Source organism: Gilvimarinus sp. 1_MG-2023 (assembly GCF_030548285.1).
Map to the genome: position 1 here is coordinate 258,041 of NZ_JAUOSC010000001.1, position 24,618 is coordinate 282,658.

Here is a 24,618-nt window from a genome sequence, read left to right on the forward strand (position 1 = left end):
AGGATCTGAAAAATCTATGAGCGTATGCAAACAAATGATGCCGTTGCTGTTGGCCGGCATTGGAGCGCCGCTGGCCGCTGCGCAATTAACTGTAGATGTTGCCATTCCTGAGATGGATGTGGCTGAGTACCATCGGCCCTATGTTGCCATTTGGGTGCAAAATATAGACAGCAAAGCGGTTACCAATGGCGCTGTCTGGTACCAGATTGACGCCGACGGTGAGGGAGAAAAATGGCTTAAAGATATGCGCTTATGGTGGCGTCGCAGTGGCCGCTCTCTCGATATGCCGATCGATGGTGTCACAGGTCCAACTCGCAAGCCAGGGTCTTATAACGTTAATCTCGATCATGTTACTGAGAACCTTGAGCCGGGCCAATACCAACTTTATGTTGAAGCCTCGCGGGAAGTCGGTGGGCGGGAGCTGTTGCATGTCGACTTTGACTGGCCCTTAACAAAAGCACAAACATTAACTGCACAAGGCAAGACCGAGCTAGGCAAACTTTCGGTTACCTTTAACCCTTAACAACCACAGGAGTGGGTTATGAAATTTAAACAATTTTTAGCACTAGGTTTGGTTTTGGCATTACCGATGGCCGCTGAAGCGCATCGCTTTTGGGTTCTGCCGGCAGCGACGGTATTGTCTGGTGACGACCCCTGGGTCACCGTTGACGCCGCCGTGTCCAACGATATATTTTACTTCAACCACTATCCTCTGAAAGCGCATTACCTCAGTGTGGTTAAGCCCGATGGCAGTGAGGGTGAAATGCTGAACTTAGCTGAAGGCAAGCACCGCACGACCTTTGATTTAAATTTAACCGAGCAGGGCACCTACAAAGTACTAATGAGCTCAAGCGGTTTACAGGCCAGCTGGGAAGACGAGAATGGCGAGCGCAAACGCTGGCCTGGCCGTGGCGAAAAGCCAGCGCCCGGTGACTTTGAAAAACAAGTGCCGAAAAAAGCCAAAAACTTAAAAGTTGGTTATTCATCTACCAAGCTCGAATCCTTTATTACCGCCGGTAACCCTACCGACACCGTATTGGCACTGAGTAATAAAGGGTTGGAAATGCAAGCGTCTGCCCACCCCAATGATTTATTCACCGGTGAACCTGTGAACTTAACCTTCTTAATGGATGGTAAGGCTGTGCCGGGTGTGGAAGTCGTGATAATTCCGGATGGCGTGCGTTATCGCAATTCTCAGCAAGAAATTAAACTGACCACCGACAAAAATGGCAAGGTGAGCGTTGAATGGCCACAAGCTGGACGTTATTGGTTAGAAGCTGAATACGAAGACGATCAAGCCCAAGCGCCGGCGACAACCCGCAGCGGTAAGTATATCGCAACGCTGGAAGTGCTACCGCTGTAATCATTAATGAGTGAACTTGAACGCATAGCGCTGGCACTTGTGCTGGCGCTTTTTTATCTTGCTTTTAGTGGGTGGTGTTATCGTCGCACACCGCGCTCTGACCGAGACGTTACAGCGCAAGCTGATGTGGTCATTGCCTATGCCAGTCAAAGCGGTAGGGCACACCAGTTGGCTGAAAAAACGCGCGACGCTTTTTCTGTGCCGGTCATGCTTTATGCGCTCAATCAACTAACGGTAAATGATCTGGGCAAAGCCAAAACCCTATTAGTTGTGGCGAGCACTTACGGAGAGGGCGAAGCGCCGGATAACGCTATTGCTTTTGCCAGGCGCATTAAATCTTTACCCTCTAACGCGCTGAGCCACCTAAATTTTGTGGTGTTGGGATTGGGCGATAGTCACTACCAGCAGTATTGCGCGTTTGCCTATCAGCTGCAGCAGTTACTTGTTGATGCTGGGGCTAACCCTATCGCTGAAATTCTCACCCTTGATGCGGCGCAGCCGGAGCGAGAGCACGAGGTTATCGCCCAGTGGCAAATCTTTATTGCCACACTAGGTGGCCAGTTTAATAGCGCTGAAGCAGAGCAATCTGTACTACCGGCCATACAAACTTTACAGCTTACTCGACAACAGCAACTCAATAGTGGCAGCCCCGGTGCCCCTTTGTATTGGTTGCGATTAGAGTCGAGAGATCCGCTGGATTATCAAGCGGGTGATATTGCAGAGGTTTACCCCAGGCAAAGTCCAGACAGGTGTGAACAGGCACGACGTCAACTCGCGTTGCCGACGCAAACCATCATTGAACCAGACGAAGCTCCTGTGGATACCATTGCTTGGTTGGCAGAGCGCGAGTGGCGTGATCTTGAGTTGCCTATAGGTGCCGATGAGGATGCGAAGCGTGCCTGGCTACGGGGCCTTAAAACTCCTGCGCCGCGCCAGTACACCATTGCGTGTGCCCGAGATTCACACGCTTTAGAACTGGTCGTGCGGCAGCAGCAAGCGGGAGACAATCTTGGTCTTGCATCTGGCTGGCTTACCCGATATACGACACCGGGTGAAAAAATTCAATTGTCTATCCGTAACAACAGTGAGTTTCACACACCGCCCAAGAGCTCTCGGTTAATTCTCATTGGTAACGGTTCAGGCATTGCCGGATTACGCGCTCATCTACAAGAGCGAGCCGCAACGGGCGGAGAGCCATGCTGGTTGATTTTCGGTGAGAGAGATCCCTTCGCAGACGCGCTGTTTTACGATGAGTTTGAAGCGTTACACCGCAAAGGGGTATTACAACGCATCGATCGCGCTTATTCAAAATGCCCCGGTCAGCCGAGGTACGTACAGGATTGCCTACAGCAAAACGTTAATGTTTTATGCCAATGGATAGAGCAGGGCGCCTACTTGTATGTGTGTGGAAGTCGGCTTGGAATGGCGCAGGCGGTACACGATGAATTGAATCGGTATCTGGGGGAGAGTTTGTTGCAAACACTTCAGGCTGATGGACGTTATTGTCGCGACGTGTACTAAACCACCGGCCCGTTGTGTTTATTTATCTTTTCATTATCATTGTCGGGCTCTGATTTAGGGCGACGTATTTTGAATGCGTCCGGCGGTTAAATCTAACATTACCCGATTATCTGGTTCGGCATCCATAAAACCTATCAGAAGCTGCAGCACACCGGAGATAAACTGTTGAGTCATCGGCAAGGTAACTGGCTTGTCTTCGTTTTGCACTTGATAAGCACTAACGCCTTGATATAACTGTGCAAGAGCCTTGTAAGCACTTAATCGGTTCGGGCCAATATCCTCCTGCGCCAAATCCCCACCGTTGCGCAGCATATAGAGGTCAACAAGTAGATCAAAGCCTGTAACATCGTTGGATAAACCATCCATTTCGGTTTTTGTTAATTCCGTAGGATATTGGTTAGTTGCCTGCCTCCAGCTGTCTTTATTTTTAAGAGTCGCTAGGTCGGTGACTATATCTTGCGTTTTTTCGGTTGTATCTAATTGTGCCAGTATGGCTAAATCATGCAGTGTGCTTTGCGTTAAAATATCAACCAGAGTCGAAGGCCATTCGTTCGGAATAAAGCGTTCTCTAACCAGTTCTCGCAGATGTTTTTTTGTGAAATCATTGTAATTTTCGGCATTGAGTACGTCGATATTCCAAGCATTTTCCGGGCTGTTGTTAAGCAAATATTGATGTTCCCGCTGATAGTGGGGGAATAATTCGTTGAATCTGGGTACCTGTTGTAATCGGATTGTATCAACTTGCACTCGGTTCTTAGGCAGAAGAGACACTACTTTATAAGCCGGCGGGTAAGCGGCAAGGCTGGGCGCTTGAATGTTAAACAGCGTTTTTCCATCTTGACTGCGATATACCCCAGTATCGTTCATATGCATATGGCCAGAAATATGGAAATGTAAACCAGTTTTGAGTATTCGCTCACTAGTGGCCAGTTTGGGCAGGCGCTTTAGCTGAAAGGCATCACGGCCCAATATGGATTTTATGCTGTCACCTTGCTCGTCATAAAAATCCACCATCGGAAAATGACTAAACGAAATCAGTCTTTTACCTTGTAATTGTGCTTGTATCACTACCTGCTCAATCCATTGCAGCAGGTATTCTTTATTTTGAGCAATAGCGTTGTAACCGGCATTGCCGGAGCCGGAGAATCCGGTCTTTAGTCCGTTTTGATTTGTTTTTGGCAGGTAGACATTGGCGTCTATGGCCAGCAACCAGAGCCCTTCGGTGGGTTCGACCAGATAGCTTGTATCAGGCATGTCGATGCACAAATCGGGTTGTGACGCTGATGTTTTGGCACAAACACTTGAGTGGCGTTTGGCTAAGGAACCCGCTACGACGGCGGCCTCGAATTGATAGTTATCCGGTGTGTAGGCGGTAAAAGGCGTTGCCCAGTAAAGATAGCTTTTTTGTGGAAAGAAGCCATTATTTCTCATCGTATGAGTGACACCCTGATAGCCTAAATGACGGATCTTTTCGCTGCAGATCAGTGAGTCAGTTTGTCGTCCGCTTTTATCTTGACAGCTTTTGGTGCCAGGGCTTTGAATGGATATCTCGCTGCCATCTGTGTTGAGAAAATCGGATTTTCCGCCCGGCGTGTCATCAGGTCGAACCGGATCATGATTACCGGGAGTGGCAAAGAACATAACGTTATGACGATCGCGGTATTCATCGAGTATGGTTGCAAGTTTATTCAAATGCACGGGCTGGCCATCATCACTAAAGTCGCCAGGCAGGCCAATATAGCGAATGCCCGATTTGACGGCGTGGTCCAATGCAGCCAAAAGGGCGAAGTAATTTTCATTAAAAAGTCGGGTGGAGTGTAGTTGTGCAGCCATGGAGCGAATGCTCGCATGTTTATGGCTGTCGTCGTTACTGATGCCTGCGAAACCCTCGTCGCTGAAATCAGCGTAAATATCATGAAAATGAATATCTGGCATAAACGCTACTTGCACGGGTCTCTGCTGGTCTGTGTTGGCCATTGCAGTTGTTTCTGCTGTTGTAGTTATTGTGAAGAGTGCAATTAATAAGCCAGCAACTAAAGTCGGAAGAGAGTTTTTCATAAGGTAGGTCTTGTAAGAAAAAAGCACGTCCTTGTGCCAAGAGATGCCATGCTTAAAAGTTAGCGCGTACGCCTAATGTGTAACGGCTGCCGGAGACTTCATACATAGTGGGGAAGCGTGGATCCATGGTGTAACCTTGGGTCGCTTCTTCGGTAATGTTAATGCCTTCTAAAGAGAGCTTAATGTTTTCTGTGACATAGAAACCGAGAGAGAGGTCTAGCTGGCCGTAGCTGTCGCGATACACGGGATACATATCGCGCTCAATACGCTCTACATATTTGTCCTTGTAGTTATAGAGAATACGCGCATTGAAACGATCGTTTTCATAATAAGCTACTAGATTATAAGTGTTTTCGGCGAGCCCTTCCGGTGCTGTGGGAATGTTAAGGTCTGATTCACCCGTTAGTGAATTATCTAAAATGGTGTAGTTGGCATTAATACCAAAACCTTCTAAAGATTCACTAATTATTGTTAATGGAAATTGAGCAACTAATTCAACCCCTGATACGTCATAGGAGCCCTCAGCGTTAATCTTTTGATAGACTTCAAAGTCGTAGACGCCATCCAGAGTGCCGTTATCGTTGTACTTGGTAACATTAGGGACTATTCCTGTCAGCGATTCGCGCACTACGCCTTCGATTTCTTTTTCAAAATATGAGGCCGAGAGAATACCGCCGCTTTCCAGGTAATATTCAACCCCTAGCTCCCACTGATCTGCGTAGGTAGGTTGTAAGTCCGGGTTGCCATCGTAGTATTTAAACTCACTCAAGCTAACTGAGCGTTTGTAGGCGATATCGGTTAGCGCTGGGCGCATTAAAGTCTGTGACGCGGCAGCACGAAACATTAAGTTTTCGCTTAACTCTACTTTCATATTAAAGCTGGGCAGGAGGTCATCATAGCTGCCGTCTTTAGAGACAGGCTCAGAAGTGTAAACGGTAGAGCCGTCGGTAGTTTGCACTTGGTGAAAACCGGAAGATAAAACGGAGGTGTCTACATATCGAAAACCGGCGTTGATTAAGGCAGGTCGCGATAGAATATCAAACTCAAAATCGGCCATGGCGTAGAGGCTAAATACTTCCTCATCCACTTGGTAGTATTGGTCGGGGGCATAATCCACGTGGAAGCCATCGTAGCGGAATAAGTCCCGTGCATACTCATTGGATACTTGAGCCCAGCTTGGGCTATAGGATAAGTCCGGTAAATACTCGCCGCCAGGCACCAGTTCTTCTATAGGTGTTAGCTCGCTATCTTGCAGTGTGCGAACACCGCTCCAGCTAGAGTCGTCTGCCGATGGCCCTTTAACTTCTTTGTCGCCTTGATTGCGCTTTTTGCTTTTATCTGTATAGCGAACACCAAAGTGAATATCCGCCAAAGCGGGCAGGAAGTCGATGTGCATTTCACGGCTAACATCGAACTGCGCTGCGTACTTATCATCCTGTATCTCTTCCAAAGTAACATCGTAGAAGTCGAAGAGGTAACTGGAAGGGGCGTTATACATATCGATGGAGTCTGGATCGTCGCTCATGAGGGTCTGGCCCCCTTGATCGGTATAACGCGTGCGCGAAGGTGCATAAGAGGTATGTTTAAGGTTGGTTCGGTCCGAGAACTTCTCCGCTCCCGAATAGCCCAACAATCCGTCGATGGACCATAAGCCTACAGACCACTCGGAAGCAAGGCTGAATTGTTGATAGTCGGTTTCGTTCACGTCCTCTTTGCTCAAAAATTCGTGTTGAGTCAGAGCGTAAGACGTATCAGTGAGAACGGTAATGCCGTAATCAGAGAGTGTGGTGCTGTCGTAATCGTGAATTTCTGCGAGAGAGCTTGGACTTGAGGCGGAGTATGCGGCGGCATCATACTCATCTTCGGTTGCATCATACTTGCCGACCAGTGCATCAAAGGTCAGGGAGAAATTATTGCTTGGTTTAAATTGAATGGAGGCTGTAGCTCCCCACTTTTCCTGCTCATTTAAGTAAGCCCGGTCGCCGGCTTTGTTTAGAAATACAACACGGCCGGTTTCGTCGTCATTGAATCGGTCATTGATGACAATGCCTGTGTCGCGTTCAAGAACCGCTGCGGCTTGGTCTGACTGGTGCTGAGAAGAGCCTGATTTTTCGAGCCAACGGGAAAGAGGGCGAAAGTCCACACCAGAGTTAGCGTCTGTTCGATTCGTTCTCTGTGAGCTAGAAAATGACACTAAGGCACCCCAGTTGCCAACTGTATTGCTCGCTAGCAGTGAAAAATTCGGGTCAACTTCTTCTGAAATGGTGTTGTAGGCACCCTCGGCAGAAACAATAACTTTACGGCCACTGTAATCGAATGGGCGTGCAGTCTGGATTTCTACGGTTCCCGCGATTCCGCCTTCTTCATCCGCAGCGGTAGGAGATTTTTTCACTTTTACCTGCTGAATAATATCAGAGGCAAACATGTCGAATTCAACATCGCGCCCGCCACTGCCAGATGCTGTCGCCAGGTTGTTTATCGATACATGGGTGAACTCACTGGGTAAGCTGCGAACATTAACTTTGTTGCCAAGGCCTTTGTTGCGCTCAATAGTAACGCCCGGAATGCGTTGTAGGGCCTCTGCCAGGTTTTGCTCGGGGAAGTCGGCGATGTCTGAGGCAACCACAGAGTCGGAAAAACCAATGCTGTTTCGTTTAATGTCGACGGCTTTTTCCAAGCTTTTCTGGTAGCTGCCGGTAACGATCATTTGCTCGATATGGTCGCCCGGTTCAATCTCTTGGGCTTGGGTGGCTGAATTGCTTACCATGGCGGTAAGAAATGCAATGATGCCTGAAAGTTGCTTCTTCTTAAAATCCACTTGTCTTTCCTCGTTTGACGGTCTGCTGTTGTCGGCAGTTATGGTCAATATCCGGCTGTCGGTAATCTTAGGCTGCAACCCTGTTCCAGACAGAACCTGTGCAATAGCTTCCGGTATTGAGTAAAAACCCGATATCGAATTTGCTTTTAAACCTTTCACAAGCTCTGCCGAAAAAAGAACCTGAAGATTTGCTTGTTTAGCAAAAATCTGCAGTGCTTTATTGGCCGGTAATTGTTGTATGTCAAATTCAATGCGTTGCAGTTCAATGCTTTCTGGCACCCCTGATGCAGACGTTGGGGCGGAAAAGCTTTGAGCTGCGTTCGCGCTCAAAATAACGACGAGACAATACCGGCTTATTCGAATTGCGGGGTAAGCCGTCAAGTCTCGTAGTAAAGGACAAGGGGGAAGTGAAAATCTACCAGTGGATTTTTTAAAAAAGTTCGATGTTTTTTTATTTGATTGAAATTTAATACAAAGCACGTTGATCGTCATTTTTCTTTAACAAAACAACGTTATCCTTACTTGTTTGCGCTTCTATATTAAAGCTGAGCTGCAATGCTTGAAGCATTGAATCCGTTTCTCCTGCTTTAAAATAACCTCCGATTTTAAGCGACTTTAATGACTCGTCTGCCAATACAATTTTGACATCGGTGTAGCGTGATATTTCTTCAATGGCCTCAAGCAAGGGAGTGTCTTCAAACGAAAGCATTCCGCTGGTCCACGAAAGATTTCTTTCTATTTCTTTGCTGGTGGATGGTGATGCCTGAGGTTTTTCAAATTTCTTGAAGATCACTTCTTCGCCGGCATTCACCATAATATTATCCGCTGTATTATGGTTGTTTTGCCCGGTGGAGATTGTAGTATGGTCCGCTATGCTAACAATGCCCTCGGTAACGGTTAGCTTGGCCGTTGGTCCGGTTTTTCTAATATTAAAAGCGGTACCAACTGCGGTTACTACATTGTCTCCAACCTGTACGGAAAAGGGGCGTTGTTTGTCTTTGGTTACGGTGAATAGGGCCTCGCCACTATGTAAAATTACCCGCCGAGCCGTTTCTGAGTAAATAACTTCAATATTTGAGTTTGTATTGAGAGATACTGTGGAGGCATCACTGAGAGAGATTTCACTAATTTCACCCACAGCCGTTTGAAATGTTTTAGGTTCTAGTTCGTCGGTTTTCTGTGGGCCCGGCCAAAGCAGCGCGGTAAATAGTACAAAAACTGCAAAAACACTTGCCGCAATCGCTTGGGGAGTTTGCCAGCCGCCTCTTTTACCTGAAGAAGGCTCACTTTCGTCGGTCTCGATGGCAACCCAATCTTTTAACTGATCGGCAAGGCCCCATATTTCTGCGAGCTCAAAAAATTCAGTTTCGTTTCTTTTGCTCTGCTTAAGCCAGTCGCTTAATTCGCGTTGCTGGGCTTGATTAAGATCGCCTTTATCTAGCTCAATCACCCAGTGAGCAGCCTCTTCCTGGACCGATATTTTGTTTTTAAATGCTTTTACTTTGCTCATGGGATTAATCTAGCGAATATTGTTATTTATGGTTTTAAGGGCAGGGGGGATTTTTTCTTTGAGTGCCGGCTCGAAATGCCCTAGCTGCTTCAGTGACTCTTTGCACTCAATCATCCCCTTGGCCAGGTGCTTGTCGACCGTACCAACCGAGATGTTCAGTTGTCGGGCGATATCGCTATTGGATATTCCCTCAATTTTCTTCATTATAAATATTCTTCGGCATTGCGCAGGAAGGCGGTTTATAGCATCACAAAAATGAATGAAACGCTGATGTTGCTCTGCTTGCTCGTCGAGTTCAATGGTGGTGGGTGTATTATGGTCGTTTATAGCAGACTCTATAGAGTCGTTTAAGCGAACACCAGAGCGGTTTTTTTCATTAATGGCGAGGTTTCTCGCGACCTTGCATAAAAATGCTTTAGGGGCACGCACATCGCTTAGCCCGCCGCGCTCAATAACTTTCACATAGACCTCCTGAACCAGGTCGTCTACATCCTGACTATTCTTAAAAAAAGTAGAAGCATGCTGACGAATAGCTTTTACGTGGTTAAGAAACGTCTTGCTGGTGGTTTCCTGCTCCGGGTGGTGCACCTGCAGTATCGACTGGTTTCTTTCCAAATACGACATAACTAAGGAAGCCCCAAGTGCGTTGTCAGCCGAGTAAACGTTAAGCGGTGGTGTTAGAGTCGCAGACCACAGCGGGAAGGCCGAACCATACTGGGTTAGTATTGCAATTATATGACGGGCGGGGCGGTGGGTGGCTTTTCAGCTAGAATGTATGTGAAAAATCAAGGGCTTAAGATTGTCGAGAGGAAAGGGCGCTTGCATGGACAAGCGCTCTTTAAAAGCTGAGGTTTGTGGCTTTAGTCTCGGTAGATTTTTTGTTTTAGTCGATTGAGCCGTTCAATGGCACCATCTGTACTCTGGTCGTTAATGACCAAGTGACCTAGTTTGCGGCCCGGGCGAACAGACTTGTTGTACCAATCTAAGGTGGCGTCGTCCTCAAGTTGGTTGTCTTGGTCCAATTCTATGCCGAGCAAATTCAACATGGCGGCCACACTTGTCAGCTGGGTGTTTCCCAGCGGCCACCCTGCGATGGCGCGCATATGGTTTTGAAATTGGCTGGCAACCGCGCAGTGCATGGTCCAGTGACCACTGTTGTGTACACGCGGGGCGAGCTCATTGACCCAAAGCTGGCTTGAAGTCACAAAACACTCCATAGCCATTACGCCCACATAGTCCAAATGTTCCAGAATCGCTTTTAGGCCAGCTTGCCCCGTCGCGATTAACTCATCGGATAAATGCGGGGCAGGGGCAAGAGAGTGTAAAAGCACTCCGTTTTTGTGCACGTTTTCCGTGGCGGGATAAAACCTAACTTCGCCATTGACGCCGCGTACGCCAATAAAGGACACCTCGCGCTCGAAATCCATAAAAGGCTCGGCAACATAAGGCGATGCATTGTCTGACTGGCGTTCAAAATGAGCGCTCGCTATAAAGTTTTGCACATCGTTCTGATCGTAAAGGCGCCATTGTGCTTTGCCGTCGTAGCCCTGCTCGGTGTGTTTGATAACAAGCGGAAACCCCAGGGTTTCTACGGCCGACTGCAACTCATCGGCAGAGGCCACGCTGACGAACGGCGTGTGAGGTACCTGGCAGTGAATCAGTAGCTGCTTTTCACGTTCGCGGTTTTGGCATTGATAAATAGCCTGGGGGTTAGGGTGCACAGCGCAGTGTTCGGCGAGGCGCTGCAAAGGTACTAAAGAGCACTGCTCGCGCTCTACGGTCACCACATCGGGCTTGCCTAAGGCTTCATAAAGCTCGTGACTTGATAAGTCCTCATCCATAGCCGTTATCGGACCCAATCCGGCAACGGGGGCCGTATCTTCGTTGTTTTCCGATAAAAAGCTAAAGCTCATACCCATAGGTATGCCTGCTAAGGCCATCATACGGGCCAATTGGCCACAGCCGAGAACTGCAACGCGCATTATTCGACCTCCACCGGTACCGAGTCGGTTTGATTCTTGCGCCACTCAATAAAGCGCTGACTCAACTCAGCATCGCTAACGGCCAGTATTTGAGCTGCCATAACGCCGGCATTGGCTGCGCCTGCTTCACCAATTGCCTGGGTGGCAACGGCTACGCCCTTTGGCATTTGTACAATGGATAAAAGGCTATCGAGGCCTTTGAGCTGACGGCTGGAGACCGGAACGGCCACCACGGGAATATGAGTCATGGCCGCTGCCATACCGGGTAAATGAGCTGCGCCGCCCGCACCGGCGATGATTACACGAATACCGCGCCCTGGCGCCTGTTCCGCAAATTCACACAGGCGTTGGGGGGTACGATGTGCGGACACCACCTGAGTTTCATAGGCTACACCCAACTCATCCAATATATCGGCAGCCAAGCGCATGGTAGGCCAGTCGGATCGGGAGCCCATAATGATGCTGACAACGGGATCTTGCATAAATTACCTCAAAGCGGCGGAAACGTTCCAAATAAGAAAACCGCGCATTTTACCGGAATATGGCGAATTAATCCTAATTTTTAGGCGATTGTAATCTAAGTAAGCCGAAGTATCGCTCTGGATGGGCTCGCGACAAGATTAAGGGGAGGGTATGATCGCTTACAATACCAGTTTTTGCCTCCAGCCAATGCCTAGAGTCTTCATCGTGTATTGTATATCTGATGTTTAGTGATATTTTGACTAAATAACCCAGTAGTCAGGCAGTGATCGCTTTTTAGATTTTGAGTGGTTATAAAATGAAACAAATAGCCGACGACCTAGGATTCAATTACTTTTAGGTGAGGCCCAAGTTTCAGTTCAAAAAGGATTCACAATTGTAACTATGCGCCTTATCTTTCTATCAAATTGGCGGCGAGCGCCGCAGAGTTACAATGCGGGCACAGGATCTGGATTAACTGTAGGGTGGTTAATCTGGGTTTTGTTAGGCTTAAGTCTTGGAGTGCTCTTGTCACTGAATGCGTTCGGCGAAGATGAGCTTGCCAAGCTAAATCTGCATGCCACAACAGGAGCGGCATCAGGGTATGTGGATGATGCTGGCTGTGGTACTTGTCATGTCGATAAGTTTGAAAGCTATCAGCACGTAGGAATGGCTCAATCCTTCAAACGCCCAGCAGAAGCTAAGCCAATGGAAAGGTTTGGGGAGATATACTATCACGCGCCATCACAACGCTATTATCAGATAGACAAAACCTCTACCGGACTGGTCTTTAATCGCTGGCAACAGGATGCGGACGGCACCCGATTTAACCAGTTCTCAGTGGATATAGATTGGATACTGGGCTCGGGGAACAGGTCGCGCTCGTATTTGTATCAGACAGATTGGGGGCAGTTGTATCAGTTGCCACTGGGCTGGTATTCGGAAACCGACACCTGGGGTATGGCGCCGGGTTTTGAGTCCGGTCACCACCTAGGCGTACAACGCCAGGTCAAGCGCCAATGCATGTTTTGCCACAACGCCTTTCCCGAGGTGCCGGCCGGGAGTGATCATGCAGCGAGGCCTCATCGTTTTCCACAACAATTGCCGCAGGGCACTGGCTGTCAGCGTTGCCACGGGCCCGGAGCCTCACATATTCAAACGGCCTTAAATGGCGGCGAATTGTCGACGATTCGCGCCGCTATTACCAATCCGGCTAAGTTACCGCCTCTGCAGCGGGATTCAGTGTGTTTTCAATGTCATATGTTGCCCTCGGTTTCTATCATCGGAATGCGACGCTTTGGGCAGCCGGATTATGCCTTTCGGCCAGGTCAAGACCTGTCTGAGTATTTGGTGCATATGGATATCACCGAGCCCAATAGACCCGCTGAACAGCGTTTTGAAATTAATCACCATGGCTATCGATTGTGGGGCAGCGAGTGTTATCAGAAATCTGCAGGTGCTCTCGGTTGCATAACCTGCCACGACCCACACGTAAAGCCTGATTCCGTGTCGTTTCGTAAAAAGGTTGGTGAGGTGTGTACCGATTGCCACACACAGGATCAGCTGACTTCAATTCATGGTGGGCAAAAAACGACTGACACCTGCGTAAGCTGCCATATGCCAACCCGGCGTACACAGGATGTCATCAAGGTTACGATGACGGATCATCGTATTGCACGAGGGCCGTTCGACCACAAGGCACTGGTAGCACCAGTATTGCCGCACGAGCCCAATATTGTGGATGTACAAGCACTGCCTTTTGGATATCCGCCCCAAGGAGCGGAGTTGTCGCTTTATCGAGTCGCCAGCGTGGTGAGAGCCTTAGCATATCCAGACGCGTTAAATGCGATGAAGAATGAACTCATCCATCAACAGCCGGAAACGCTAACACCGTATTTGGTATTACTTAAGGGCCAACTAAAAAACCAACAGTTTGAAGAGGCGGAAAAAACCGCCGAGTTCGTGCGGCGCCAAGGGCACAGTGACCCGCTGGTCTTACAGCAGCACGCAGTAGCATTGATAGGGCAGGGAAAAATTGAACCAGCGATTGCGTTACTTAAACAGCGGTTGGAACAGGAAGAAACAGACTCTGCCCATTTTACTCTGGGCTTGGCGCTGTTTCGCGTAAATAAGCCGGAGCAAGCCACTAAACATTTGCAAAGGGCACTTGAGTTGCAGCCCATATTGGCCGGTGCATATAAGTATTTGGGTTTGATTGCGCGTTCAAATCAGCAGCATGAACTTGCCGTTGAGTACTTCACCCAGGCACTGGTAATTCAGCCAGATAGCTCAGATTTTTATCGAGAACTGTTGGTCGAACTCAAAACTTTGCAACAATCTCAGTCCTATAACCGCTGGCTGCAGCGTGCCAGGCGCTTCAGTACTAACCCAGAGTCATTTATATCGCTCAATTTTATGCAAAAATCTGGCGATGATTAACCCCATGCATCCATTCGCCTCGCTGAGCTGCATTTATGTCTTAAGTTTTCGCCAAATATTGAGCGCCTTGCAGCCAGAAAAAATAACTCCTCAAAAGCTCGATATCAGTAACTTACCACCAAATATAAGTGGGGGGGGGTAAGGAAGTTTCGATTGAAACTCAGGATATAAGGGTAATCTTCTAATTTCGGCGAATGAGCCTTTTGCGAGTAAATATTGAATTTAACATAATATACATTATGCGCACTTATGGATTGATAAGTCGTGGATGAGTAGTTTGTTGATTTGGCCTGTATTCGTAGTATTGCGGATTCGTAACTGGTATTCAGTTGTGCTCTCTGCCTGCCGTCGGACTATGGCTTATGGGCATTTTGAGCTTAATGGGCATTTATTAAGGCTAAATAAATACCCATTTAGGTCTAAAAAATCACTTAAGGATTAAAAAACAACGACACGGCTTCTCTAAATGATGGCTCGGTAATCGCGCCGTGTGTTGTGTTGTATTCACGTTTTACGATTTGTAGGCCTGAAAATGCGCGCTCATTTAGGCTGCTTTCAAAGTCTGTAACGTACTGATCGTTGCCCTCAGGCACGGCGCTGGATAGAAATAAGCGGCCATTTAGCTCATTGCTGGCAAGATAGCGCTCAAGTTCTAGCGCTTCGGTTTCAGCTTGATGTTGATAAAAACTGGCATCAAAAGCTAAAAAGTTATGGAAGTATGGATCGCTAACGTCGTCCATCAGCATGGTTAACCCTGCCATTACACCACCAAATGAGGTGCCAACAATGCTTCTTTGCGCGGGTTCGATACGCAGTCCGGGCTCAACTAGGGGGATTAATTCGGTGGTGATAAAGTGGAAAAAATCGGTTGCGCCGGGCAGTAGATAGTCGGTACGGCGACGATCATCGGGGCCTTCTGATATTGCGACAAGTATGGCGTTTACCCCCTCTTGCTCCAGTAAGTATGGCAGTCCTGGGTATAGAACCTGTCCGTCTAGCGCATAAATAATGGGGTAATTCTGGCTGGATTCGTGATAACCCACAGGTAAATAGACGTTTACTGGGTAATCAATACCGGTAATGACTGAGCTGATGACTTGCTCTGGTTGTGGGTGACCTTTCAAAAAAGTGTAATTTACATCGTTATCAGTACTTTCTTGGCTTTCGCCACTAGTATCGTCTTCGGGAGATGCGCTTTGTACGGGGGGAGCTTCAGGGGTTTGCAGTTCATCTTTACTGTTTGAACTAATGGGGGTACTGCTTGTAGCCGAAGAAGTAGAGCCACCTCCTCCGCCGCATGCGGTTAGTTGAAGAATGAAGATAAAACTTAACGCACTTACTAATGTTTTCATATGAAGCCCTTACCGATAACGTTGTTGTTTGTGCGGTAATAAGCGCCATACTTTTTTGAGGCCGAACGGAACCCCGGTGCGCTAACACCGCTTTAAAAACCGATGGTCCATTCGGATAGTGGTCAGATTTGACCGGTATGTGCGGGACTCAATTCCCGAACTCCATTAACTACGGCTCAACTGTCGCCGTAGTTCATTTCTTCACGTAATAAATATTGAAAAAAGCGCCAAAAGCTGAATATGTGTAAAATGCGCCAAATTAGATCGTGAAAAATTCTCCCAAAATGTTTCAGGGAAGAGTCCATCCTAAATTGAGACTGGTGTCGCGAGGTTCTTGCGAGCGGGGAGCCCTATTCACTGCATAGGCTCGGTGACAATCCGTTTCAACCCAAAGGTATCGACAGTCTTATTATTCCTTAGTCGCATAATACACGACTGGTTTGAATACTAAATTAACTATTGGAGGCTGTAAAATAACCAATTGGAATAGATGTGTCGCTTTATCCGCCAACTGTCACTGTAAGGGGAATTACTGAGTGTTTGAGCTATTTGTCGTTGTTATTGACGCGTTGCTTTTAGGGGGGGGGATACACTACCGACACAGTATTGTTTCAAATTGTAAAAGGAGCATAAAAAAGCCCCTACAAGTAGGGGCAACAGGGTGGAGATATCGATGAAGGTGTTCTTTTAGAGCCCGGAAGTATCCCCGGGCTCAGTTCAGTGGGTTATTGACTGGGAGGTGCAACGCACATGGCATGAACTCGTAGCTCTTCGAGCGCACCGAGTACAGCATTTTGGCGTATTTCTACGGAGTCAAAATCATTGTCCGTTTCGATTACCAATATTTGCTGGCCGGGGTTGTTTAACAGCCCCAATAATTGCAGACCTAACAGCCCCCCTGCTCCCCCAGATTGCTGTGCCTCACCATCTTTATAGGTAGTTATAGAGATTTGCTCTAATAGAGATAAGTCTAGCAAGTTGTCGGGTTTAGTCAGTACTACACCAACACGTCGGGGGCCTTCGTAAGTATTCGCGCCGTCTGTTACACGAATATACACTTGGCTTGCCACACCGACGAGGGTATACATACGAGCGTAGCTGTTAAGGTCTTCGTCGATGACCAGTGAATTGCTGTCAACTCCACAGCCGACACAAAGTACGCCCTCCACACCGGACACTACACTGGAAGAGTCACCGTGTATTGGTTTAAAGAGTTTGTCTGAGCCGCAGTCTATATCTTCCACGCTATCGCATACATCGCCGATGCCGTCACCGTCGGTGTCGGCTTGATCGGAGTTTGCGTTTAATGGACAGTTATCGCTTGCGTTGATCACGCCATCGTTATCACGATCGTCGTCACAGGCATCACCAATTCCGTCGTTGTCTGTGTCAGTTTGATCTGAATTGGCAACCACCGGACAATTATCGGAATCATCGTCCACGTTGTCACCATCTTGATCGCTGTCACAAGCGTCACCGATACCGTCATTGTCAAAATCGTTCTGCCCTGGGTTGAGCACGAGCGGACAGTTATCGGTTTCGTTTTCAATGCCGTCGTTGTCCCGATCAGAGTCGCACATATCGCCCAGACCATCGCCGTCGGTATCAGCTTGATCGGAGTTGGCGACTAACGGGCAGTTGTCTGCTTCATCCTCAACACCATCGCTATCAGTATCGATAAAGTTATCACAGGCATCACCAATACCATCACCATCAGCATCGGTTTGATTGCTATTGGCCGTTAACGGACAGTTGTCGGGCGTATTGTTAATACCGTCACCGTCGATATCGTCATCACAAACATCACCCAGGTTATCATTGTCGCTGTCTTGCTGATCCGCATTAGCGGTAGCTGGGCAGTTGTCTGAGCCATCGTCGATGCCGTCGTTGTCTGTGTCGGTATTGCTGTCACAAACATCACCAATGCCGTCACTGTCTGTGTCTTGCTGATCGCTATTAGTATTCACTGGGCAGTTGTCGGCATCATCTGAAATGCTGTCACCATCGACATCATTGTCACACGCGTTACCGACACCGTCATTGTCCAAATCATCCTGGTTGGTGTTGGCGGTCATGGGGCAATTATCTTGCTCATTATCGATGTCGTCACCGTCTGTGTCGTTATCGCAAGCGTCCCCTACTGCATCACCGTCCAAGTCATTTTGATTGGTGTTAGCATTAGCGGGGCAGTTATCGTTGCCGTTGTTTACACCGTCTCCGTCCATATCGTTATCGCAAACATCACCGATGTCGTCACCATCGATATCGGCCTGATCGCTGTTGGCTATTAACGGGCAATTGTCGATATCATTAACGATGCCGTCGTCATCGGTATCGTTACTTACGGTGGAGTCGCAAGCATCGCCAATACCATCTCCGTCTGTATCCGCTTGATCAGCATTTGCGGTAACAGGGCAGTTGTCATCTGTATTGATAACATTGTCTCCGTCTACATCGTTATCGCAGGCATCACCTATACCGTCATTGTCCAAATCTTCCTGGTTGGGGTTGGCGGTAAGCGGACAGTTATCTAAGTCATCGAAAATTCCGTCGTTGTCGGTGTCGGTTGTGTCTTCACTATCGCAGACATCACCAATACCGTCTTCGTCAGAGTCAAGTTGATCTTCATTGGCAATGTTGGGGCAGTTGTCGCTAGGGTTATTAACCGTATCGCCGTCACGGTCATCATCGCAGGCGTCCCCTACTCCATCGTTATCAATATCCGATTGATTGGCATTAGGCGTAAGCGGACAATTATCCAACTCATTAATAATGCCGTCGCCATCAAGGTCGTCGTTGGGAGAAGAATCTGCATCGCACGCGTCGCCGATTCCATTTTGGTCTGTATCTATTTGGTCGGCATTCGCAGTAACCGGACAATTATCTTCGTCATTGGTAACATTGTCGCCGTCCAGATCGTTATCGCAGGCATCGCCGATACCATCATTGTCCAAATCTTCTTGGTTAGGATTTGAGGTAAGTGGACAATTATCCAGATCGTCAATAATACCGTCGTTGTCGGTGTCGGTTGTGTCTTCACTATCGCAGACATCACCTATACCGTCTCCGTCAGAGTCAAGCTGATCTTCATTGGCAATGTTAGGGCAGTTGTCGCCAGGATTATTAACCGTGTCGTCATCGCGGTCATCATCACAGACGTCTCCTATTCCATCATTATCAATGTCGGATTGATTGGCATTGGGGGTCAGTGGACAATTATCTTGCTCATTGATAATGCCGTCACCATCTAGATCGTCGTCGGGCGTAGTGCTGGTATCGCAAGCATCACCAATGCCGTCATTGTCGCTATCAACTTGATCGGGGTTGGCAACATTGGGGCAATTATCCCCGGGGTTCAGAACGTCATCACCATCGCGATCATCGTCACAGGAGTTGCCAATACCGTCTTCATCATCGTCAAGTTGATTAGCATTAGCAGCCGCTGGGCAATTGTCGGTAAAATCAGGTATACCATCACCGTCTTGATCTAGATCACACGCATCCCCAATACCATCACTGTCCAAATCGCTTTGTTCTGGGTTTGGGGTGTAGGGGCAGTTATCTAGCTCGTCGCTAATGTTGTCGCCATCGGTATCACTGTCACAGCTGTTACCTAGACCATCTAGATCGTTATCCAGCTGGCTAGTGTTAGGCACTAATGGGCAGTTGTCGCCGCTGTCGGCAACCCCGTCGTTATCGGAGTCAATATCACAGGCATCGCCAATTGCATCAAAGTCTTGATCGAGTTGGTCAGCATTGGGATCGAGTGGGCAGTTATCAATACCATCATCGAAACCATCACCGTCGACATCGCTATTTAGGTCGCAGGAATCGCCAATACCGTCAGCATCTGTATCTAACTGATCTTCATTGCTGTCGGCAGGACAATTGTCTTCGGCGTTTTCAATGTTGTCACCATCTTTGTCTGAGTCACATAGATCGCCAACGCCATCATCATCCAAATCAGATTGCGCAGTGTTCGCCAAAATAGGACAATTGTCGTTGTCATTTTGAACACCATCGCCGTCGGAATCACCATCACAAGCGTCGCCGATACGATCGCCATCTGTATCTGTTTGGTTGGGGTTGATGAGTGTTGGACAGTTGTCTTCCGCATCGGTTATTCCGTCCCCGTCATCGTCTTGATCACAAGCATCGCCAACATTATCGTTGTCGATATCTTGTTGGTTGGGGTTTGCGATGGCTGGACAGTTATCCACCACATTGGGAATTGTATCGCCATCATCATCGGGCCCACCGGAAAAATCACAGGCGTCACCAATACCATCTTCATCGGTATCAATCTGATTTTCATTGGCGGTGACCGGACAGTTATCGTCTGCGTCGGCAATGCCGTCGTTATCAGAATCAGTTGGAATGTCAATTGGATCGGGTTCTTCGAACCCCGGGCTGCTGGAAGAGGAAAATGTAGATCCGCCTGACGAAGAGGAGCCGCCACACGAACAAAGAAAGAGTAATGAAATAATGAGAATTAAAATCTTGTTCATACTGTACCTCACCCTGGTGTATAACTAATTATTCCCCAAAGAAAATAAATTCTATTTTCAAATATTTTTAAAACAAAAATACAAAATCTTGTGATCTCCATGTGTTTTAAATTTCAAATATGTTTATTCAAGCATTGCTTCTTTTATTTTTTTTGCCGTAATTTAATAAATAGTAGAAATGGCTGTGGTTTTCTATCAACCAAAAATTCTATAACTTGCTATTAAAAACATTGTTTATATTATGTTTTTAATATTTGGCGCATTAATTCATATTTATATCAGGGTTTAGAATATAAAAAAATGTAAGGTTTGAAATCGAATATTAAAATCATTTATTTCTGATAATAAATTAATCTTTTTATTAAAAAAAAGTATTAAAAATTAATCAATCCGAAAATCTATACTCTCTTGCCTTGTGGGTTTGTGACCGCTAATGGTGCGCCGACATTGGTGATGATTATTTTTTGGGGGGTTTGTCAATGTCGAGTCCCGTAAAACTTTTAATGGCGTATTTATTTGTTTGTGACTTAATCCATGATGGTGCGTTTTTGTTTGCAATAAAGGCGTCTAAAATCCGAACATGGAGTCAGGCCCACAGCTTAACTTTTTAATACGGAGTCGTAGCGGTGGCTCTAGAGAGTCATACCTCTATAAAAAAGCGGCCTAAAGCTAGGTATGTCGAAACTATTAATGTACGACCAACGTCACTGTTTCAACTTGTCCGTAAATGTCGATATTGGTCATTTAACGTAGTGTGCTAAGTTGTCTAGAAGGCTAATCTAGCGATTTATGAGGTGCATCATGCAACAAGTGGGGGTTGTAAAAGAGATTTGGCGCTATCCAGTGAAAGGGATGGCTGGCGAGCAACTAGAGTGTTGCTCTATCGGTGAGATCGGTGTGTTCGGTGACCGAATTTGGGCGCTGCGAGACACTCAACGTCAGGAAGTACAAAGCTGTAAGTTTCGTCCCGAGCTGCTGCAGTGCACCGCAATACTGATGAAGGATGGCTCAGTTAGCATCACAATGCCCCATGGTGATGCACTTAGCTCCGACGATACCTCTCTAAATGATCGGTTGTCATCTCTTGTTGGCCACGACTCAACACTAGAAAGATTAAAACCTTTATATGACGACGGCGAAAACCTAGCGTTTTACCGACGCTATAAAGTCAAGGGGGAGACTTGGCTGGATGAGTTAAAAGCGACCTTTACTCGTGAGCCGGGAGAGCCCCTACCCGACTTTAGCCAAATGCCACAGCAGGTGCAGGATTTTGTCACTATTCCGGGCACTTTCTTTTTAGTCTCGCCCCTGCACTTTATTACTACCGCCAGTATTCAGAGCATGCAACAAAAACTGCCAGAGGCAGATTGGGATGTGCGCCGGTTTCGGCCCAATATCGTTATTGAAACCCCTGAGGGGCACCAGGGTTTGGTTGAGCAAGCCTGGATTGGTCGACAACTTACCATTGCAGGATTAAATATACCCTGTACAGCGGCAGCACCGCGTTGCGGCGCTATTACTCGTGCACAAAACGCCCTGGCGTTCGACGCGTCAATGCTGCGGACAGTTGTTCGCGATGCCGATCAGAACCTAGGAATTTACGGCTCCACTCAAGAAGAAGGCGAGTTGAGAGTGGGCGATGCGGTTTATCTGCAATAACAAGGGCTCCGCATAGGAGACGCTCCATCCCAGTATGCACCCTACTGCTAAAATCGCCCATTTTAGGTCAATAGCCCTTCGGAGCATGTATTGGGACTCTCCTAGAGCGATTTTCACATATAACAAGAAACTAAAGTCGTTAGCCGTATGGGCCTTCTGCACTAGTTTGAAAGGAGCTGTTTCGATCTCAGGCGATTACAGCAAGACTGCGTTCTTTACGCCCACCTAGCGATATCAGTATGGCGAGAGGCTCTACTGTACCTGGCTGGTTAGTTAATAAACTATCGGGAAAGCCGAATGGCGTACCCGCCGGGTGGGAAAGGAAACTTTACAACTATTTACTAAACAAGGGTTTTGACCGTCCATTAGCACTGTATATAGGCCCGCAGCCGGGTTATCGGTTAGGCCAATAATGTTATAGTTTTGTCGGCTGTGCTTTGTCATCTACAATATCCAGCGGCTTCAGTTAGAATGAACTTTGATCATAATATAGCCATAATAATCTTATAAAAGAAGGATACTATGAAACTACTATTTAGCATGCTGGGCACACTGGCCCTAGTGTCGGCCTATAGCTCCTCGTTTGCAGCGGACTTTCGGGCTGAAAATGCCGAGAGTTTACAAAAAGCCATTGCAAAAGCCCAAGCGGGCGATAACATCATTTTAGAGAATGGCACCTACACAGATCTTGAGATCGTTTTTTCTGGCGAGGGCACAAAAGACGAGCCGATTACTCTCAAGGCCGAAACCAACGGCAAGGTATTTATTGAGGGCGAGTCTAACCTTAGGCTGGGCGGAAGCTATCTTAATGTAGAAGGCTTGCACTTTAGAAACGGTTACAGTGCCGATGGCCCGGTTGTTTCATTTAGAATTGACAGTCAGCGTGCGGCCTTCCACTCTAAGTTTACTAATAGCGTTATCGAAGAGTTCACCCATAAAGACCGCGAAGTTAAAGATACCTGGGTCGAGTTTTGGGGCCAGCACAACGAGCTCAGCAATAACTACATCGCCGGAAAATCAAACTTCGGCCCCACCGTGATGGTTCAGCTTAAAGGCAATCAGCACGTCAACAATCACCACCAGATTATCAACAACCACTTTGGCCCACGGCCACGCAAAGGCGGCCCTCACGGCGAGACCATGCAAATTGGTGACAGCAGCACCTCTATGACGCCCTCGTACACTAATGTTGAAGGCAACTTGTTTGATCGCTGCAATGGTGAAGTGGAAATTATTTCCAGCAAGTCAAACTTTAACCAGTTTAAAAACAACGTATTCTATAAAAGCGAAGGCTCGCTAGTGTTGCGCCACGGAAATTACGCCACTATTGACGGCAATGTGTTTATCGGCGGCGACTCTGAGTTTTATGGCGGTATTCGCGTTATTAATACCGGCCACTGGATCACCAACAACTATTTTTACAAGCTCTCGGGTGAAAAGTTCCGCGCGCCTATCGCGGTAATGAATGGCATTCCTAAATCGCCACTTAACCGATACAACCAGGTAACCGATGTTGTTTTGGCCTATAACTCGTTTGTGGAAACGCCCACCCCTTGGTACTTCAGCGTTGGCACCAATATTGATCAAAGCGATGTTCTGCCTAAATCGGAAATTCGATCAGCGCGCCCTACCCGCACTATCTTTGCTAACAACTTGATCTACAATTCTGATAAAGCGGAATACCCCATCTACAGCTACGATAAAGTGGACGGTGTTGAGTTTAAAAATAATATCTCCAATCACGCCAATAAATCAGAGGTTCAAGATCGGGGTGTTGCAAAAAAACGCATAGAAATGACCAACGTTGCAGACTATTTGATGGTGCCCACGTCTAACCACAGTGACACCTATCATGGATTTGACTTCGACAAAATTAGTACCGACCTGTTTGGCAACTCAAGAGCCGACAGCAACAGTGTAGGCGCCGTCGTCTCCCCTGTGGGCCAAGACGTTACCCTGATTGATAAATCGTTATACGGTACCTCTTGGTTTAACCCAGAGCCGGAGCAAGCACAGGCTAAAACTATTCCGGTGGCGAATAGTGAAGATCTTGTGGTGAGTATCCAGAGCGCAAACGCTGGCGATATTATTGAGCTAAGTGCAGGCACTTATAAGCTAACGGAGGCCGTCGATGTCACTAAAGCGATAACACTTCGCTCTGCGAATAGTGACAGCCGTGCAACTATTAACGTAACGGCTGAGGGCACTGCCTTTACGCTACACCCCAGCTCTCACTTGCACATCGACGGTATTCAACTGCTCGGCAATCAAAAACAAAATGCTTTTACTACCCTAAAAAAGCACATGTCTAAAGCTTATGACCTAACTATCAGTAACTCTGATGTTAGTAATTTCGCTAATGTGCTGGACGTATCAAGAGGTTCTTTTGCTGATAATATTCTGGTTACCGACTCAAGCTTTACCAACAACCAGAACGGCTTTTTGCTCAATAAAGAAACCCGCAACAAGGGTAACTACAACGTAGAGTTCTTGACCATCACCGGCTCGACCTTCGATAGCATTGCTCAATCAGTGCTGGACTTTCATCGTGGCGGTTACGATGAATCAACCATTGGTGGCAATCTGGTGTTTGAAAATAACACCGTGACCAACTCGGGAAAAATGCAACAAGAAAGTATGCTGATCAAAAATCGGGGTATTGTGAACGTAAGCCTCGCGAACAACACCTTTAAAGACAATCCGGTTAAGGTTATCGCCGTTCTTTGGGGGGAGAAAGGCCAAAAACCCGAAAATAACGAGATTAAAAACTCCGGCGAAATTAAGGTTGTTCAAAACCTTAAGCTGGAACTGATGTACTAATTCTTTATGGGTTAAACATTACCTGAAATATTCACCAAAAAAGAGAGTTGCCCGTTTTAAATAGGTACTAAACCGCGCATTAAAACGAAGGCATCTCTCTTTCTCTCTCTTGCCATCAAGACCAACCTC

At 47.3% G+C, this 24,618-nt stretch carries 14 protein-coding genes; 6 read left to right on the forward strand and 8 right to left on the reverse strand.

The window, feature by feature from the left end:
• The first annotated feature begins 16 nt into the window (after nt 1-16).
• Genes Q4563_RS01145 through Q4563_RS01155 form a run of 3 tightly spaced genes read left to right on the forward strand, consistent with a single transcriptional unit; the run spans nt 17 to nt 2,884 of the window.
• Complete coding sequence (locus tag Q4563_RS01145; RefSeq protein ID WP_303603326.1) at nt 17-523, forward strand: DUF2271 domain-containing protein; 507 nt, start codon at nt 17-19, stop codon at nt 521-523.
• An 18-nt stretch (nt 524-541) separates the two neighbouring features.
• On the forward strand, nt 542-1,363 hold the full coding sequence (locus Q4563_RS01150) for a DUF4198 domain-containing protein (RefSeq protein ID WP_215977423.1): 822 nt from the start codon (nt 542-544) through the stop codon (nt 1,361-1,363).
• Nucleotides 1,364-1,369: 6 nt separating this feature from the next.
• The gene (locus tag Q4563_RS01155) at nt 1,370-2,884 is read left to right on the forward strand and encodes a flavodoxin domain-containing protein (protein ID WP_303603327.1); all 1,515 of its coding nucleotides are present in this window, start codon (nt 1,370-1,372) and stop codon (nt 2,882-2,884) included.
• Nucleotides 2,885-2,938: 54 nt separating this feature from the next.
• Here the strand turns inward: Q4563_RS01155 and Q4563_RS01160 are convergent, their stop codons facing one another.
• The 6 genes from Q4563_RS01160 to purE form a co-directional block, all read right to left on the reverse strand.
• Nucleotides 2,939-4,942 (reverse strand): metallophosphoesterase, encoded by a 2,004-nt coding sequence (locus tag Q4563_RS01160; protein ID WP_303603328.1) that lies wholly within the window; start codon nt 4,940-4,942, stop codon nt 2,939-2,941.
• A gap of 52 nt (nt 4,943-4,994) precedes the next feature.
• The gene (locus Q4563_RS01165; RefSeq protein WP_303603329.1) at nt 4,995-8,039 is read right to left on the reverse strand and encodes a TonB-dependent receptor; all 3,045 of its coding nucleotides are present in this window, start codon (nt 8,037-8,039) and stop codon (nt 4,995-4,997) included.
• 187 nt (nt 8,040-8,226) lie between these two features.
• On the reverse strand, nt 8,227-9,270 hold the full coding sequence (locus Q4563_RS01170; RefSeq protein WP_303603330.1) for a FecR family protein: 1,044 nt from the start codon (nt 9,268-9,270) through the stop codon (nt 8,227-8,229).
• A 9-nt stretch (nt 9,271-9,279) separates the two neighbouring features.
• Nucleotides 9,280-9,894 carry an RNA polymerase sigma factor gene (locus Q4563_RS01175; RefSeq protein ID WP_215977428.1) on the reverse strand — a complete coding sequence of 205 codons (615 nt, stop codon included), beginning with the start codon at nt 9,892-9,894 and terminating at the stop codon, nt 9,280-9,282.
• Between the two features lie 236 nt (nt 9,895-10,130).
• A complete protein-coding gene (locus tag Q4563_RS01180) occupies nt 10,131-11,252 on the reverse strand; it encodes a 5-(carboxyamino)imidazole ribonucleotide synthase (protein ID WP_303603331.1) in 1,122 nt (373 codons plus the stop codon).
• Nucleotides 11,252-11,734, reverse strand: coding sequence for a 5-(carboxyamino)imidazole ribonucleotide mutase (gene purE / locus Q4563_RS01185; RefSeq protein ID WP_303603332.1), 483 nt, complete (start codon nt 11,732-11,734; stop codon nt 11,252-11,254). Before purE ends, Q4563_RS01180 begins: the two co-directional genes overlap by 1 nt.
• A gap of 505 nt (nt 11,735-12,239) precedes the next feature.
• Here purE and Q4563_RS01190 point away from each other — a divergent pair.
• Nucleotides 12,240-14,150 carry a tetratricopeptide repeat protein gene (locus tag Q4563_RS01190; protein ID WP_303603333.1) on the forward strand — a complete coding sequence of 637 codons (1,911 nt, stop codon included), beginning with the start codon at nt 12,240-12,242 and terminating at the stop codon, nt 14,148-14,150.
• Between the two features lie 431 nt (nt 14,151-14,581).
• Here the strand turns inward: Q4563_RS01190 and Q4563_RS01195 are convergent, their stop codons facing one another.
• Nucleotides 14,582-15,502: an alpha/beta hydrolase gene (locus tag Q4563_RS01195; RefSeq protein WP_303603334.1), complete on the reverse strand. Its 921-nt coding sequence runs from the start codon at nt 15,500-15,502 to the stop codon at nt 14,582-14,584.
• A gap of 725 nt (nt 15,503-16,227) precedes the next feature.
• Nucleotides 16,228-20,010 (reverse strand): thrombospondin type 3 repeat-containing protein, encoded by a 3,783-nt coding sequence (locus Q4563_RS01200; protein ID WP_303603335.1) that lies wholly within the window; start codon nt 20,008-20,010, stop codon nt 16,228-16,230.
• A gap of 801 nt (nt 20,011-20,811) precedes the next feature.
• Here Q4563_RS01200 and Q4563_RS01205 point away from each other — a divergent pair.
• Together Q4563_RS01205 and Q4563_RS01210 are read left to right on the forward strand one after the other, a co-directional pair.
• The gene (locus Q4563_RS01205) at nt 20,812-21,669 is read left to right on the forward strand and encodes an MOSC domain-containing protein (RefSeq protein ID WP_303603336.1); all 858 of its coding nucleotides are present in this window, start codon (nt 20,812-20,814) and stop codon (nt 21,667-21,669) included.
• Between the two features lie 522 nt (nt 21,670-22,191).
• Nucleotides 22,192-24,489 carry a chondroitinase-B domain-containing protein gene (locus Q4563_RS01210; RefSeq protein ID WP_303603337.1) on the forward strand — a complete coding sequence of 766 codons (2,298 nt, stop codon included), beginning with the start codon at nt 22,192-22,194 and terminating at the stop codon, nt 24,487-24,489.
• Nucleotides 24,490-24,618: the final 129 nt, after the last annotated feature.

Excerpts from the sequence above, each read along its gene's own strand:
- Q4563_RS01145 (WP_303603326.1), top strand. The coding sequence starts at position 17 with ATGAGCGTATGCAAACAAATGATGCCGTTGCTGTTGGCCGGCATTGGA.
- Q4563_RS01150 (WP_215977423.1), top strand. The coding sequence starts at position 542 with ATGAAATTTAAACAATTTTTAGCACTAGGTTTGGTTTTGGCATTACCG.
- Q4563_RS01155 (WP_303603327.1), top strand. The coding sequence starts at position 1,370 with ATGAGTGAACTTGAACGCATAGCGCTGGCACTTGTGCTGGCGCTTTTT.
- Q4563_RS01160 (WP_303603328.1), bottom strand. The coding sequence starts at position 4,942 with ATGAAAAACTCTCTTCCGACTTTAGTTGCTGGCTTATTAATTGCACTC.
- Q4563_RS01170 (WP_303603330.1), bottom strand. The coding sequence starts at position 9,270 with ATGAGCAAAGTAAAAGCATTTAAAAACAAAATATCGGTCCAGGAAGAG.
- Q4563_RS01175 (WP_215977428.1), bottom strand. The coding sequence starts at position 9,894 with ATGTCGTATTTGGAAAGAAACCAGTCGATACTGCAGGTGCACCACCCG.
- Q4563_RS01180 (WP_303603331.1), bottom strand. The coding sequence starts at position 11,252 with ATGCGCGTTGCAGTTCTCGGCTGTGGCCAATTGGCCCGTATGATGGCC.
- purE (WP_303603332.1), bottom strand. The coding sequence starts at position 11,734 with ATGCAAGATCCCGTTGTCAGCATCATTATGGGCTCCCGATCCGACTGG.
- Q4563_RS01195 (WP_303603334.1), bottom strand. The coding sequence starts at position 15,502 with ATGAAAACATTAGTAAGTGCGTTAAGTTTTATCTTCATTCTTCAACTA.
- Q4563_RS01200 (WP_303603335.1), bottom strand. The coding sequence starts at position 20,010 with ATGAACAAGATTTTAATTCTCATTATTTCATTACTCTTTCTTTGTTCG.
- Q4563_RS01205 (WP_303603336.1), top strand. The coding sequence starts at position 20,812 with ATGCAACAAGTGGGGGTTGTAAAAGAGATTTGGCGCTATCCAGTGAAA.
- Q4563_RS01210 (WP_303603337.1), top strand. The coding sequence starts at position 22,192 with ATGAAACTACTATTTAGCATGCTGGGCACACTGGCCCTAGTGTCGGCC.